Source organism: Pseudomonas sp. KH_050 (assembly GCF_057838875.1).
In genome coordinates this window covers 4946362-4960004 of the sequence record NZ_CM174478.1, presented here as the reverse complement: position 1 = coordinate 4960004, position 13643 = coordinate 4946362, and the positions used below count along the sequence as shown (strand labels likewise).

The window sequence follows — 13643 nt, the reverse complement described above, 5'->3', positions numbered from 1 at the left end:
AGCTACAGGCCGAAAGCCGAAAACAGCAATACAGAGCCCTGCAAACCTTTCGTGGTTGCAGTGTTTTTTTTGTTAATGCTGCTTTAACTCCGCCTCCTAACGATAGGTCGCTCAGACGTGGGGCACCGCGCCTCGTGCGCCTGGCGCCATGCTGGCCTTGCGTGAAGAGGGCGTGGTGATTGGCTCGGTGTCCGGTGGTTGTGTCGAGGATGATTTGATTGCCCGCCTGCACGATGGTCGCATTCCGGCCGACGGACCGCCGGTGCAGTTGATCACCTACGGCATCACCCATGAGGACGCCGCACGCTTCGGTTTGCCCTGTGGCGGCACGTTGCGCCTGACCGAGGAGCGCGTCGGCGATCGGGGTTGGGTCGCCGAGTTGCTGGCGCGCTGCGAGGCAAATGAAATCGTGGCCCGCTCGCTAGATCTCGAGACTGGCGAAGTTGTTTTGCAAGCGACGGACAAGGCCGATGTGCTGAGTTTCGATGGCAGCACATTGCGTGCTATTTACGGTCCGCGCTGACGCCTATTGCTGATCGGCGCCGGGCAGTTGTCGCGGTATGTGGCGGAAATGGCCCGGCTGCTGGATTTCGAAGTGATCTGCGATCCGCAGTACCGAGTTCGCCTATGGTTGGGAAGAGCAGCACGGCCGTTTTGTCTCGGGCATGCCCGACGAAGCGGTGCTGCCCATCCAGACCGACGAGCGCACGGCCATCGTTGCCCTGACTCACGATCCGCGCCTGGGACGACATGGCGCTGCTCACGGCGCTGGACTCCAGGGCGTTTTATGTTGGAGCGCTGGGCTCGCGGGTCAACAGCCAGAAGCGGCGGGATGACCTGGCTCAGCTAGGCTTGTCACAACGGGCAATCGATCGGCTGCACGGTCCGATCGGGTTGCACATCGGCAGCCATACTCCGGCGGAAATTGCCTTGTCGCTGCTGGCGGAAATTGTCGCGATCAAGAACGGTGTCGAGCTGAAACAGAAGAAGTTGTTGCAGGAGGGCGTATGAGCGAACCCATCGGGGTCATCATTCTGGCGGCGGGGCAGGGCAGTCGTTTCCGAGAAGTGGCGGGTGCCGAGAAGGACAAGCTACTGGCCGACTGCACCGGTCGTGATGGCGCCGTTCATTCGGTAATCGAGCACGTGTTGGTGAATTTGCCTGCAACGCTTGAGAAACGCGTATTGGTGACCACCGGAGATCGCCCGCAGGTGAGTCGTATGGCTCAGGCCTACGGCTGCGACATTGTATTGATCGAATCCATCGGGATGGGTGACAGCATTGCGGCCGGGGTGGCGGCGTGTCCGCAGCTCGGTGGCTGGCTGATTGTGCTGGGGGATATGCCGTTCATCCTGCCTTCGAGTATTGAACGGGTCGTGGCGGGGATTGCTGATGGCTGTGTCAGTGTGCCAGTGCACGAGGGCAAGTTTGGGCATCCGGTGGGATTTGGACGGAGTTATGGGCCGGGGTTGATGGGGTTGTCCGGTGATCAGGGGGCCAAGTCGTTGTTTGCGCAGGCGAGGGTGGTTGAAGTGGCGGTGGATGATCTCGGGGTGTTGTGGGATGTGGATGTGCCTGAGAGGTTGGTCTTCAAGTAGTCACCCAATGTTTTCTGCACAAATTTTGTTTGACTTTATTGGTTCGGGTTTCAGGTAATCCCACCTAAAGTGGTCGCTTCAGCCAATTGGCTAAACCATTAGTGGTATCCAACGCCTGAGTGCCGCTTGTTAAGCCCCCGCATGAGTTTGTCCATGAAAAATCTGAAAAAATTGATGGTTTCAATTGCGTTCCTTTCAATAGTCGGTTGCGCCAACGTAGCCAAAGAAACAAATCCAAAGGAGCTGATCTCGTTACCTGCCTCCAACCTTCAATGGAAAGCAGTTCCTGATGGCAATGGCATTCTGTATGCCAACGTCAATGGCAAGATCTTGGGAGAGGGCCCCTACGAAGCATTCGTAAAATTCCCTGCCGGTATGGACAACCCTTATCACACCCATACTCAGGCTTTGCCCACGGTCGTGCTCCACGGGACGTTTTATGCGGTCATCAACGGTGAGCGGATTAGCTATCCGGCCGGCTCCTATTACAACCTGCCTGCAAACATTCCACATTTTAGCGGCTGTGAACCCGGTAAGGACTGTTTGCTATTCCAGTATCAGAATGATCACTTCGACCTGGTACCTGTGACTGAGAAAAACAGCAAAGGATGACAGTCGTTATTGCATAGGCGTAATCAAAGACGAGAACCAAAAAAAGCCCCGCCTGCATCGGCAGGCGGGGCTTTTTAACAGCCGTTGGAATCAGGCGAGGGGTTTAGGCTCGTGCTCTTTTTCCAGGGCTTCAGGGTGGTGCTCTACCACTTCTTCGACGGAACGCAGGTTTTCGTCGATGGTTGGGGCAGATTCAACGGCTGCTTGCTCAGGCGCGCTTTCAGCGACTGGAGCAGGTGCAGCTTGCTCAACCACTTCAGCCACAACCGGCTCGGCAGCAACGACCGCTTCAACCGGAGTTGCAGCAGCGGCCAGTTCGGCTTCTTTCTGCAGACGCTCGGCTTCACGCTTGCGACGACGCACTTCACGTGGATCGTTCGGCGCGCGACCGCTGGCGGTCAGGGCGCTTGCAGGGGCGGCTTCGACTACCGGCTCGACTGCCGCCTCGGCAACCACTGGCGCTTCAACCGGTGCAGCAACCTCTGGCTCGGCGACAACCACTTCAGCGACAGGGGCTGGAGCTTCGACGACGACCGATTCAGCGATGCGATCGAATGCAGTTGGAGCGTCGTAAGTCGGTTCAAAGGCTTTTTCAGCAACCGGAGCTTCGAAAACCGGAGCTTCGAACGCAGGTTCCGCGGCGACGACTGGCTGTTCAGCGACAACGGCTTGCTCGGCAACATAGGCTTCACGAACCGGGGCTACTTCAACGGCAGGAGCGGCAGGCGCTTCAATCGCAGTAGTGGCTTCGACCACTGGTGCTTCAACCGAAGCTGTTTCCAGAGTGGCGGCAGTGGCGCGTTCTGCTTGCTGATTGGCCTGGGCTTCAGCAGGAGCGCTGATCACAGAGCTGGCAACAGCCGCGGTAACGGCCAGGCCGGCAGCCAGATCGGCACTGCCTGGTTCGCTGGCTTCGCCGGTTTCGGATTCTTCCGAGCCTTCGATCACATTGCCGTTGGCATCACGTTGACGCTCACGACGGTTGCTGCGACGACGCTGGCCACGGGAGCGACGGCGTGGGCGATCGCCTTCGGCGCTGTCCTGACCGTCATCCAGCAGTTGCTCTTCGTTTGGCAGCAGTTCTTCTTCGCTGACGGCAGCAACCGCCTGCTCGGCACGAGGCTGACGCTCTTCACGCGGTGGACGCGGTTGACGCTCTTCGCGTGGCGCACGGGCCGGGCGCTCTTCAGCGACAACGGCTGGTGCGGCATCCAGAGGCTCGCGCAGTTCACGAACCGGACGCTCTTCACGACCTTCGCGCGGTTTGCGATCTTCACGTGGAGCGCGTGGGGCACGTTCTTCACGCGGAGCACGCGGCGCGCGTTCTTCGCGAGGGGCTACGGCTGCTACTTCTTCGCGGACTTCGCGCGGAGCACGTTCTTCACGAGGCGCACGTTCTTCGCGAGGAGCGCGCTCTTCACGAGGGGCACGTTCTTCGCGCGGCTTGCGCTCTTCGTCACGGCGACCGTTACGGGTGCGGCTCTGCTGACGACCGGTGCGGCGCTCTTCGTTGCGCGGCGGGCGTTCGGTGACTGGTTTTTCAACCACCACCGGTGCCGCAGGTTCTTCCTTTGTCGCGAACAGGCTGACCAGCGTCTTCACCAGGCCTTTGAACAGGCTTGGCTCGGGAACGTGGACGGGAGCCGGAGCAGGCGCGGCGGCCTCAACCGGAACCGGAGCATTGGCGCGTACCGGAGCGGTTTTCACTGCGGCTTCCTGACGAACCAGGGTGCGGGTCGCGGCGGCCGGCTGGACTTCTTCCACTTCAGCGGCGGCGGCAGCGATTTCGTAGCTGGACTGATTGATGCTGGCTTCCGGGCTGTCATCACGCAGGCGCTGAACTTCGAAGTGCGGCGTTTCGAGGTGATCGTTCGGCAGGATGACGATGCGCGCGCGGGTGCGCAGTTCGATCTTGGTGATCGAGTTGCGTTTTTCGTTGAGCAGGAACGCAGCGACCGGGATCGGCACTTGTGCGCGAACTTCGGCGGTGCGGTCTTTCAGGGCTTCTTCTTCGATCAGGCGCAAGATCGCCAGCGACAGCGATTCAACATCACGGATGATGCCGGTGCCGTTGCAGCGCGGGCAGACGATGCCGCTGCTTTCGCCCAGGGATGGACGCAGGCGCTGGCGAGACATTTCCAGCAGGCCGAAGCGTGAGATGCGACCGACTTGTACCCGGGCACGGTCGGCTTCCAGGCATTCGCGGACTTTTTCTTCCACGGCGCGCTGGTTCTTGGCCGGGGTCATGTCGATGAAGTCGATGACGATCAGGCCGCCGATGTCACGCAGGCGCAACTGACGGGCGATTTCTTCGGCGGCTTCAAGGTTGGTCTGCAGGGCGGTTTCTTCGATGTCGCTGCCTTTGGTGGCGCGCGCCGAGTTGATGTCGATGGACACCAGGGCTTCGGTCGGATCGATGACGATGGAGCCGCCGGAAGGCAGTTCAACGACGCGCTGGAAAGCGGTCTCGATCTGGCTTTCGATCTGGAAACGGTTGAACAGCGGAACGCTGTCTTCGTACAGCTTGATCTTGCTGGCGTACTGCGGCATCACCTGGCGAATGAAGGTCAGGGCTTCGTCCTGGGCTTCGACGCTGTCGATCAGCACTTCGCCAATGTCCTGGCGCAGGTAGTCGCGGATCGCGCGGATGATCACGTTGCTTTCCTGATAGATCAGGAACGGCGCGGAACGATCCAGCGAGGCTTCTTTGATGGCGGTCCAGAGTTGCAGCAGGTAATCGAGGTCCCACTGCATTTCTTCGCTGCTGCGGCCAAGGCCGGCAGTGCGCACGATCAGACCCATGTCGGCTGGAGCTACCAGGCCGTTCAGGGCTTCGCGCAATTCATTGCGCTCTTCACCTTCGATGCGACGGGAAATACCGCCGGCACGCGGGTTGTTCGGCATCAGTACCAGGTAACGACCGGCCAGGCTGATGAAGGTGGTCAGGGCTGCACCCTTGTTGCCACGTTCTTCTTTTTCGACCTGAACGATGACTTCCTGGCCTTCGCTCAGGACGTCCTTGATGTTGACGCGGCCTTCAGGGGCTTTCTTGAAGTATTCGCGGGAGATTTCTTTGAGGGGCAGGAAGCCGTGGCGCTCGGAGCCGAAATCGACAAAGGCAGCCTCAAGACTTGGTTCGATGCGAGTAATCCGGCCTTTATAGATGTTGGCCTTTTTCTGCTCGCGTGCACCGGATTCGATATCCAGGTCGTAGAGGCGCTGGCCATCTACCAGTGCAACACGCAACTCTTCGGGTTGGGTTGCGTTAATCAGCATTCTTTTCATGTAGTACCGTCGGTTTCCGGGCTGCCGGAAACGGCGTTCGGCACACACGACTTCTCACGGTCGGTGTCAGGTGCGTCAGGAGTGGTTGGCCACTCCAGTGTCTAGCGAGGTTCGACCAAAGGGGGCGAAGTCGCGACTTACGCGTCCTGCTTGCTGTGGCTACTTAAGCACTCAGTCAGGAGGAGGAATCAGCCATCGACTGTGGACGAGATGAAGCGTCTAAATATAAGCCTAGTGCTACACAGTCCGACGGTTGTGCATCTCCACCCTACACGTATCCCTGATAATTCGGGTGCTGCCGCGCGCAGAATCCGCAGCGGGTTGGCATTTACCGTGAGCTCCGAAAGGGGAAGTCACGCATCATGGCTAATTTAGGCGTTGTTTCCGAAGCCTTCGCTCAGGCTCATTCGAGATCGACTGCACTTTGTGAACTGGCCGTGAATATCGGCGTAAAAGGCGAGTAATTACTCTGCTTCTTGCGCTCGCTTCAGGCCTCATGTCACCTGCGCTTGTTACAATCGCGAACTTTCCATAATTGTAGCGAAAGCCCCGTAGGACGGCCTCGCGTCCTGATGAATTGCGTTGGTCAGGGCCGGTCGATGACCGTTGGTCCGCTGTCCAGCCGCTTTTGGCGGCGTTCGCGACTATAGCAGCAATCATTAAGTGCTTCAAATCCATAAAAAATTGTTATCATTCGCGGCATGACGACTACTGCCCCCCCGACCCCCAGCGTCCAGCTGCTTGAGGTCTCGCCGGAATATGCCGGCCAACGCATCGACAACTTCCTTCTTGCTCGGCTCAAAGGCGTGCCCAAGACCTTGATTTACCGCATTTTGCGCAAAGGCGAAGTGCGGGTGAACAAGGGTCGGATCAAGCCCGAATACAAGCTGCAGGCGGGTGATATTGTCCGTGTTCCACCTGTGCGCGTGCCTGAGCGCGACGAGCCGGTGCCTTTGGCCCAGGGTTTGTTGCAGCGCCTTGAAGCGTCGATTGTCTTTGAGGACAAGGCGCTGATCGTGATCAACAAGCCGGCCGGGATCGCCGTGCATGGCGGCAGCGGCCTGAACTACGGGGTGATCGAAGCCTTCCGTCAGTTGCGGCCCGATGCCAAGGAGCTGGAACTGGTCCATCGCCTGGATCGGGACACTTCCGGGCTACTGATGATCGCCAAGAAACGCAGTATGTTGCGCCACCTGCACACCGCCTTGCGTGGCGATGGCGTCGACAAGCGCTATATGGCGCTGGTTCGCGGTAACTGGGCGGCGTCGATCAAGCAGGTTCGTGCGCCGTTGCTCAAGAGCAACCTGCGCTCCGGCGAGCGCATGGTCGAGGTCAATGAGGAAGGCAAGGAGGCGCTGACGGTCTTCAAGGTGCTGCGCCGCTTCGGTGACTTCGCCACGATGGTCGAGGCCAAGCCGGTCACCGGCCGGACTCACCAGATCCGCGTGCACACCTTGCATGCCGGACACTGCATCGCTGGCGACAGCAAGTACGGTGATGAAGACTTCAGCAAGGAAATTCGCGACTTGGGTGGCAAGCGCCTGTTCCTTCACGCCTACATGCTGACCGTGCCACTGCCGGATGGTGGTGAATTGAAGCTGCAGGCACCGGTGGATGATATGTGGGCCAAGACTGTGGAGCGCTTGAGTGCACCCCTCTGATTACAAATTGCTGATTTTCGATTGGGACGGCACCCTGGCCGATTCCATCGGTCGGATTGTCGAGGCGATGCACGTCGCAGCGGTACGATCGGGCTTTGCGCAGCGGGATGATTTTGCCGTCAAGGGCATCATCGGCCTGGGCTTGCCGGAGGCGATTCGCACCCTGTACCCGGAGATCGGAGACGCCGAGTTGGTGGCATTTCGTCAGTGCTACGCGGATCACTACATTGCACTGGAGGCTGAGCCATCGCCGCTGTTCGCCGGTGTGGTGGAGTCGCTGGAGGCTTTTCGTGCCGAGGGCTATCACCTGGCCGTGGCCACCGGCAAAGCCCGTCGCGGGCTGGATAGGGTGCTCAAATCCCATGGCTGGGAAGGGTATTTCGATATTACCCGTGCCGCCGATGAGACCGCCAGCAAGCCGCACCCGCTGATGCTGGAGCAGATTCTCGCCCATTGCGAAGTCCGTCCCGAGCAGGCGTTGATGGTCGGTGATTCTTCGTTCGATCTGTTGATGGCGCGCAATGCCGGGATGGGTTCGGTGGCGGTCAGCTATGGTGCTCAATCAATAGAGGCCTTGCGCGCGTTCGGGCCGCGGCTGGCCATCGATCATTTTTCTGAATTGCACGCCTGGCTGAATCAGCCGGCCAATCAAGATTTGCTGGGGTAGATGGTATGGCCGATGAGTGGAAAGCGCCGAGCAAGGCTAGCGCTGACGGTGCTGACGATAAAAGCTGGAAGCTGCTGGAAAAGACCCTGCTGGCTGGGGTGCAGGAGCAGCGGCGGTCACGGCGCTGGGGGATTTTCTTCAAGCTGCTGACGTTTGTTTACCTGTTTATCGCGTTGTTGCTGTTCACCCCGCTGATGGATATCGAAAAGACTGCGACGCGCGGTCCGGGCTATACCGCATTGATTGACGTGAAGGGGATGATCGCCGACAAGGAGCCGGCCAGCGCCGACAACATCGTTGGCAGCCTGCGAGCGGCGTTCGAGGACACCAAGGTCAAGGGCGTGGTGCTGCGGATCAACAGCCCGGGCGGCAGTCCGGTGCAGTCGGGTTATGTTTATGGCGAGATCCGTCGTTTGCGCGCCCTGCATCCGGAGACCAAGGTGTACGCGGTAATCTCCGATCTGGGGGCTTCCGGTGCGTATTACATCGCCAGCGCGGCGGACCAGATTTATGCGGACAAGGCGAGTCTGGTCGGGTCCATCGGCGTGACGGCGGCCGGTTATGGGTTTGTTGGCACCATGGAAAAGCTCGGTGTCGAGCGGCGGACCTATACCTCGGGCGAGCACAAATCGTTCCTCGATCCGTTCCAGCCGCAAAAGCCTGAAGAAACCCAATTCTGGCAGAGCGTGCTGGATACCACCCATCGCCAGTTCATTGCCAGCGTCAAGCAAGGCCGTGGCGAGCGGCTCAAGGACAAAGAGCATCCCGAGCTGTTCTCGGGTCTGGTGTGGTCCGGTGAGCAGGCGCTGCAACTCGGCCTGATCGATGGCCTGGGCAGTGCCAGTTCGGTGGCGCGGGATGTGATCGGCGAGAAAGAGCTGGTTGACTTCACTATTGAGGAGTCGCCGTTCGATCGTTTCTCGAAAAAACTCGGGGCCAGCATTGCCCAGCAAATGGCAATGTGGATGGGCTTTCAAGGGCCGGCACTGCGTTGATCTTCTCTTCGCACAAAAGAACCGGCCTTCGTGGCCGGTTTTTTAAGATCAAAAGATCGCAGCCTTCGGCAGCTCCTACCGGGGGGATTTGCGTACGTGCTTTTGTAGGAGTTGCCGCAGCCTGCGATCTTTTGATCTTCAGGGGATCTGCACGCCCTCGGCGAGCAGCATGTCCACCAGGCGAATCAGTGGCAGGCCGACCAGGCTGGTGGCGTCCGGGCCTTCGGTGCTTTGAAACAGGCTCACCCCCAAGCCTTCGGCTTTGAAGCTGCCAGCGCAGTCGTAGGGTTGTTCAGTGCGCAGGTAGCGTTCGATGCGAGTGGGTTCGAGCGCACGCATGTGCACGGTGAAAGGGATGCAGTCGACCTGGCAGTGGCCGCTCTGGCTGTTGAGCAGTGCCAGGCCGGTCAGGAAGGTCACACTGGCGCCGCTGGCCGCCAGCAGCTGCTCGCGGGCCTTCTCGAAGGTGTGGGGTTTGCCGATGATCTGGCCGTCGAGCACGGCAACCTGGTCGGAGCCGATGATCAGGTGCGCCGGGTGACTGCCGGCCAGGGCCTGGGCTTTCTCTTTGGCCAGGCGCTTGACCAGGTCGATGGCCTGCTCGCCGGGGCGGTGGCTTTCATCGATGTCCGGTGAGCTGCAGGTGAACGCAAGCTGCAAGCGGGCCAGCAATTCACGGCGATAGACCGAGCTTGAAGCGAGTAATAAAGGCAGCATGCAGCTCTCCTGAGGTTGGCTGTAAATTCTAGCGAGGCTTGCAAGTGACGGACAGGGCTGAATTTCCTTTGACATGGCTGGGGGCATCCCTATAATGCTGCGCCTATGTTGAATGACCCGATTCCACCTCACGTTGACCCGCGCAAATTGGCTGATCGTGGCACCACCCTTCAAGGTGAAATGCTGCTGGCCGATTTGGAGAGACTCTGCGACCCGCTTTCCGACACCGTCGGTACGGTGCAGGCTAAATTTGTTTTTGAACGAGATGAACGTAAATCTGTGGTAATCCACAGTTTTATCGACACCGAGGTCAAAATGGTTTGCCAGCGTTGTCTTGAGCTGGTCACCCTGCCGATCCACAGCGAATGCAGTTATGCTGTGGTGAAAGAGGGTGCGAATACCCAGTCGTTGCCGAAAGGTTATGACGTGCTGGAACTGGGCGAAGATCCTTTGGATCTGCAGTCACTGATCGAGGAGGAGCTTTTGCTCGCCTTGCCCATTGTGCCTGCTCATCATCCGGAAGAATGCCAGCAGCCGGCGGGTCTCGATGAGCCCGAACCGAGCGAGGACGAGGTAACGCGGTCCAACCCGTTCAGTGTATTGGCGCAGTTAAAGCGTGACCCAAACGTTTAGGAGTTAATCAATTATGGCTGTTCAGCAGAACAAAAAATCCCGCTCTGCCCGTGACATGCGTCGTTCGCACGATGCTCTCTCGGCTAGCACCCTGTCTGTAGAAAAAACCACCGGTGAAGTTCACCTGCGTCACCACGTATCGCCAGAAGGCGTATACCGTGGCCGTAAAGTGATCGAACAGGGCGCTGACGAGTAATCCTTGTCCGCTCAAGTCATCGCGATTGACGCAATGGGCGGGGACTTCGGTCCCCGCAGCATTGTTCAGGCCAGTCTTGCTTGCCTGTCCGCTACGCCCTCGCTGCATCTGGCCCTTGTCGGTCAACCCTCCCTTTTAGAAGAATTGATTGCCAGTCAGCCGGCTGTGGATCGTGCGCGTCTGAATATCGTGCCGGCCACCGAAGTCATTGGCATGGACGAAAAGCCTTCGCAGGCGTTGCGTGGAAAGCCCGACTCGTCGATGCGTGTGGCCCTGGGGTTGCTGCGCGATGGCACGGTCCAGGCGTGCGTCAGTGCCGGCAATACCGGTGCGCTGATGGCGTTGTCGCGCTATTTGCTGAAGACCTTGCCGGGTATTGATCGGCCGGCGATGGTGGCGGCTATCCCGACCCAGCGAGGCTTCTGTCAGTTACTCGACCTGGGGGCGAACGTCGACTGCAGTGCCGAACACCTTCTGCAGTTTGCCGTCATGGGTTCGGTGGCGGCGGAGGCGCTGGGTGTTGTTCGTCCGCGCGTGGCCTTGCTGAATATCGGCACCGAAGACATCAAGGGTAATCAGCAGGTCAAGCTCGCGGCCACGCTGCTGCAGAATGCCCGTGGCCTGAACTACATCGGCTTTGTCGAGGGCGACGGGTTGTACCGGGGCGAAGCTGATGTCGTGGTGTGCGATGGTTTCGTCGGTAACATCTTGCTCAAATCCAGCGAAGGCCTGGCGACCATGATTACCGCGCGGATCGAGGCGCTGTTCAGGCAAAGCCTGGCGTCGCGAATGGTCGGCGCCCTGGCGTTGCCGTTGATGCGCCGCTTGCGGGCCGAGTTGGCGCCGGCGCGGCATAACGGTGCGAGTTTTCTCGGCTTGCAGGGTATTGTCGTGAAAAGCCACGGCTCGGCCGGGGTGCAGGGTTTTCAGAGTGCCATCCAGCGGGCTCTGATCGAGATCCAGGAAAACCTGCCGGAGCGCTTGCACGGTCGTCTCGAAGACCTGTTGCTTTAGGCGTTTTCGTTCGACAATGCTTAAATGTGACCGCTCAGTTTAATCAGTCATCCAACTGTCAGTTTCTTGTGTCCCTTATTGGGGACGTCAACTCTCCGACGACAAGATCATTAGGGGCTTGTTACATGTCTGCATCCCTCGCATTCGTCTTTCCAGGGCAGGGCTCGCAGTCCCTCGGCATGTTGGCCGAGTTGGGCGCGCAATACCCGTTGATCCTTGAAACATTCAAAGAAGCTTCCGATGCTCTGGGTTATGACCTGTGGGCGCTGACCCAGCAGGGGCCGGAAGAGCAACTCAATCAAACCGACAAGACCCAGCCGGCGATTCTGACCGCCTCGATCGCCCTCTGGCGTCTGTGGCTGGCTGAAGGCGGCGCGCGTCCGGCCTACGTTGCCGGTCATAGCCTGGGCGAATACAGCGCCTTGGTGGCTGCGGGCAGTCTGAGCCTGGGTGACGCGGTGAAGCTGGTAGAACGTCGCGGTCAATTGATGCAGGAAGCCGTTCCGGCCGGGCAGGGCGGCATGGCCGCTATCCTGGGGCTGGACGATGCTGATGTGTTGGCAGCCTGTGCCGAAGCGGCGCAAGGCGAAGTGGTCAGTGCGGTCAACTTCAACTCGCCGGGCCAGGTGGTGATCGCCGGTGCGAAGGCGGCTGTCGAGCGCGCCATCGAAGGTTGCAAGGCGCGGGGCGCCAAACGCGCCATGCCGTTGCCGGTCAGCGTGCCATCCCATTGCGAGTTGATGCGTCCGGCTGCCGAGCGTTTCGCCGAGTCGATCGCTGCGATCGACTGGCAGGCGCCGCAAATCCCGTTGGTGCAGAATGTCAGCGCCAGTGTTGCGAGCGATCTGGAGACCCTCACCCGTGATCTGCTCGAGCAGCTCTACAAGCCGGTGCGTTGGGTCGAGTCTGTCCAGTGCCTGGCAGTCAACGGCGCCACTGCGCTGGTCGAGTGCGGCCCTGGCAAAGTCCTTGCAGGCCTGAACAAACGCTGCGCCGAAGGCGTGTCGACCGCTAACCTCAATACCCCAGAAGCTTTCGCTGCCGCTCGTGCAGCGCTGGTTTGAATTAGGAGAAGCCTGCATGAGCATGCAAGGTAAAGTTGCACTGGTTACCGGTGCCAGCCGTGGTATCGGCCAGGCCATTGCCCTTGAATTGGGTCGTCTGGGCGCCGTGGTCATCGGCACCGCGACTTCCGCTTCGGGCGCCGAGAACATCGCCGCTGTCCTGAAGGAAAACGGTATTAAAGGTACCGGTCTGGAACTCGATGTCACCAGCGACGAATCCGTCGCCGCAGTATTGGCGAGCATTCAGGCACAGTTCGGTGCGCCGGCGATCCTGGTCAATAATGCCGGTATCACCCGCGATAATCTGATGATGCGCATGAAAGGCGACGAATGGCATGATGTCATCGACACCAATTTGAACAGTCTGTTTCGCCTGTCCAAGGGCGTTCTGCGCGGCATGACCAAGGCTCGCTGGGGTCGAATTATCAGTATTGGCTCGGTTGTGGGTGCCATGGGCAACGCAGGCCAAGTAAACTACGCAGCCGCCAAGGCAGGACTGGAGGGTTTCAGTCGCGCTCTGGCTCGTGAGGTCGGCTCGCGGTCGATTACTGTAAACTCGGTGGCCCCTGGGTTCATCGATACTGATATGACCCGCGAGTTGCCTGAGGCGCAGCGTGAATCCCTGGTGACACAGATTCCGCTGGGCCGTCTGGGACAAGCTCAAGAGATCGCGCAAGTGGTCGCTTTTTTGGCTTCGGACGGTGCGGCTTACGTTACCGGGGCTACAATCCCGGTGAACGGCGGGATGTACATGAGTTAAATGTGACGGATCGATTCAAAAAAATGTCATACGAGCTGTCTAAAATCCGTTATAAAGCTGCAATCTATTTATAGGCAGAGGGTCGATAGGGTTCGAGAAAGTGAAGCTTTCAGTTGAAAAGCTGAAAAGCCTTTCTATACACTTACCCACTGGCCAGCTGCCTGAATTTGTCCATTAGGAGTGAAAACAAGGTATGAGCACCATCGAAGAGCGCGTCAAGAAAATCGTTGCTGAGCAACTGGGCGTTAAAGAAGAAGAAGTGACCAACAGCGCTTCCTTCGTAGAAGACCTGGGTGCCGACTCCCTTGACACCGTTGAGCTGGTGATGGCTCTGGAAGAGGAATTCGAGACCGAAATCCCTGACGAAGAAGCTGAGAAGATCACTACTGTACAAGCTGCAATCGACTACGTTACCAGCCATCAGGCGTAATAGTTTGTAGT

The 13643-nt window shown here is 59.0% G+C and carries 13 protein-coding genes and 1 pseudogene; 12 read left to right on the top strand and 2 right to left on the bottom strand.

What is annotated here, in order from left to right:
- Positions 1 to 106: 106 nt before the first annotated feature.
- The 3 genes and pseudogenes from AC3IUA_RS22555 to AC3IUA_RS22545 form a co-directional block, all read left to right on the top strand.
- A pseudogene (locus AC3IUA_RS22555) lies at positions 107 to 1011 on the top strand (XdhC family protein); the annotation flags it as partial.
- Positions 1008 to 1598, top strand: a complete 591-nt coding sequence (locus AC3IUA_RS22550; protein ID WP_489357102.1) for a nucleotidyltransferase family protein — start codon at positions 1008 to 1010, stop codon at positions 1596 to 1598. The pseudogene AC3IUA_RS22555 and the gene AC3IUA_RS22550, both read left to right, overlap by 4 nt.
- Positions 1599 to 1751: 153 nt before the next feature.
- The gene (locus AC3IUA_RS22545; protein ID WP_489357101.1) at positions 1752 to 2210 is read left to right on the top strand and encodes a cupin domain-containing protein; all 459 of its coding nucleotides are present in this window, start codon (positions 1752 to 1754) and stop codon (positions 2208 to 2210) included.
- A gap of 90 nt (positions 2211 to 2300) precedes the next feature.
- Here the strand turns inward: AC3IUA_RS22545 and rne are convergent, their stop codons facing one another.
- Complete coding sequence (gene rne, locus AC3IUA_RS22540) at positions 2301 to 5495, bottom strand: ribonuclease E (protein ID WP_489357100.1); 3195 nt, start codon at positions 5493 to 5495, stop codon at positions 2301 to 2303.
- A gap of 701 nt (positions 5496 to 6196) precedes the next feature.
- Between rne and rluC the strand changes: the two genes are divergently transcribed.
- Genes rluC through sppA form a run of 3 tightly spaced genes read left to right on the top strand, consistent with a single transcriptional unit; the run spans position 6197 to position 8818 of the window.
- Positions 6197 to 7156 carry a 23S rRNA pseudouridine(955/2504/2580) synthase RluC gene (gene rluC, locus AC3IUA_RS22535; protein ID WP_489357099.1) on the top strand — a complete coding sequence of 320 codons (960 nt, stop codon included), beginning with the start codon at positions 6197 to 6199 and terminating at the stop codon, positions 7154 to 7156.
- Positions 7143 to 7823 carry an HAD-IA family hydrolase gene (locus AC3IUA_RS22530; protein WP_489357098.1) on the top strand — a complete coding sequence of 227 codons (681 nt, stop codon included), beginning with the start codon at positions 7143 to 7145 and terminating at the stop codon, positions 7821 to 7823. Before rluC ends, AC3IUA_RS22530 begins: the two co-directional genes overlap by 14 nt.
- 5 nt (positions 7824 to 7828) lie before the next feature.
- Positions 7829 to 8818 (top strand): signal peptide peptidase SppA, encoded by a 990-nt coding sequence (sppA, locus tag AC3IUA_RS22525; RefSeq protein ID WP_489357097.1) that lies wholly within the window; start codon positions 7829 to 7831, stop codon positions 8816 to 8818.
- A 138-nt stretch (positions 8819 to 8956) separates the two neighbouring features.
- Here sppA and AC3IUA_RS22520 read toward each other — a convergent pair whose 3' ends face one another.
- A complete protein-coding gene (locus AC3IUA_RS22520) occupies positions 8957 to 9535 on the bottom strand; it encodes a Maf family protein (protein ID WP_489357096.1) in 579 nt (192 codons plus the stop codon).
- Positions 9536 to 9640: 105 nt separating this feature from the next.
- Here AC3IUA_RS22520 and AC3IUA_RS22515 point away from each other — a divergent pair, with 105 nt between their 5' ends.
- The 6 genes from AC3IUA_RS22515 (at position 9641) to acpP (ending at position 13632) form a co-directional block, all read left to right on the top strand.
- Positions 9641 to 10168 (top strand): YceD family protein, encoded by a 528-nt coding sequence (locus tag AC3IUA_RS22515; protein ID WP_008152342.1) that lies wholly within the window; start codon positions 9641 to 9643, stop codon positions 10166 to 10168.
- A 13-nt stretch (positions 10169 to 10181) separates the two neighbouring features.
- Complete coding sequence (gene rpmF, locus AC3IUA_RS22510; protein ID WP_150806424.1) at positions 10182 to 10364, top strand: 50S ribosomal protein L32; 183 nt, start codon at positions 10182 to 10184, stop codon at positions 10362 to 10364.
- Positions 10365 to 10367: 3 nt separating this feature from the next.
- Positions 10368 to 11378, top strand: a complete 1011-nt coding sequence (gene plsX, locus AC3IUA_RS22505) for a phosphate acyltransferase PlsX (protein WP_489357095.1) — start codon at positions 10368 to 10370, stop codon at positions 11376 to 11378.
- 125 nt (positions 11379 to 11503) lie between these two features.
- On the top strand, positions 11504 to 12442 hold the full coding sequence (fabD, locus tag AC3IUA_RS22500; protein WP_489357094.1) for an ACP S-malonyltransferase: 939 nt from the start codon (positions 11504 to 11506) through the stop codon (positions 12440 to 12442).
- 16 nt (positions 12443 to 12458) lie between these two features.
- Positions 12459 to 13202, top strand: a complete 744-nt coding sequence (gene fabG / locus AC3IUA_RS22495; protein ID WP_489357093.1) for a 3-oxoacyl-ACP reductase FabG — start codon at positions 12459 to 12461, stop codon at positions 13200 to 13202.
- Positions 13203 to 13395: 193 nt separating this feature from the next.
- Positions 13396 to 13632 carry an acyl carrier protein gene (gene acpP, locus AC3IUA_RS22490; RefSeq protein ID WP_004371293.1) on the top strand — a complete coding sequence of 79 codons (237 nt, stop codon included), beginning with the start codon at positions 13396 to 13398 and terminating at the stop codon, positions 13630 to 13632.
- Positions 13633 to 13643: the final 11 nt, after the last annotated feature.

Excerpts from the sequence above, each read along its gene's own strand:
- sppA (WP_489357097.1), top strand. The coding sequence starts at position 7,829 with ATGGCCGATGAGTGGAAAGCGCCGAGCAAGGCTAGCGCTGACGGTGCT.
- rne (WP_489357100.1), bottom strand. The coding sequence starts at position 5,495 with ATGAAAAGAATGCTGATTAACGCAACCCAACCCGAAGAGTTGCGTGTT.
- AC3IUA_RS22550 (WP_489357102.1), top strand. The coding sequence starts at position 1,008 with ATGAGCGAACCCATCGGGGTCATCATTCTGGCGGCGGGGCAGGGCAGT.
- acpP (WP_004371293.1), top strand. The coding sequence starts at position 13,396 with ATGAGCACCATCGAAGAGCGCGTCAAGAAAATCGTTGCTGAGCAACTG.
- AC3IUA_RS22545 (WP_489357101.1), top strand. The coding sequence starts at position 1,752 with ATGAAAAATCTGAAAAAATTGATGGTTTCAATTGCGTTCCTTTCAATA.
- rluC (WP_489357099.1), top strand. The coding sequence starts at position 6,197 with ATGACGACTACTGCCCCCCCGACCCCCAGCGTCCAGCTGCTTGAGGTC.
- rpmF (WP_150806424.1), top strand. The coding sequence starts at position 10,182 with ATGGCTGTTCAGCAGAACAAAAAATCCCGCTCTGCCCGTGACATGCGT.
- AC3IUA_RS22520 (WP_489357096.1), bottom strand. The coding sequence starts at position 9,535 with ATGCTGCCTTTATTACTCGCTTCAAGCTCGGTCTATCGCCGTGAATTG.
- AC3IUA_RS22515 (WP_008152342.1), top strand. The coding sequence starts at position 9,641 with ATGTTGAATGACCCGATTCCACCTCACGTTGACCCGCGCAAATTGGCT.
- fabG (WP_489357093.1), top strand. The coding sequence starts at position 12,459 with ATGAGCATGCAAGGTAAAGTTGCACTGGTTACCGGTGCCAGCCGTGGT.
- fabD (WP_489357094.1), top strand. The coding sequence starts at position 11,504 with ATGTCTGCATCCCTCGCATTCGTCTTTCCAGGGCAGGGCTCGCAGTCC.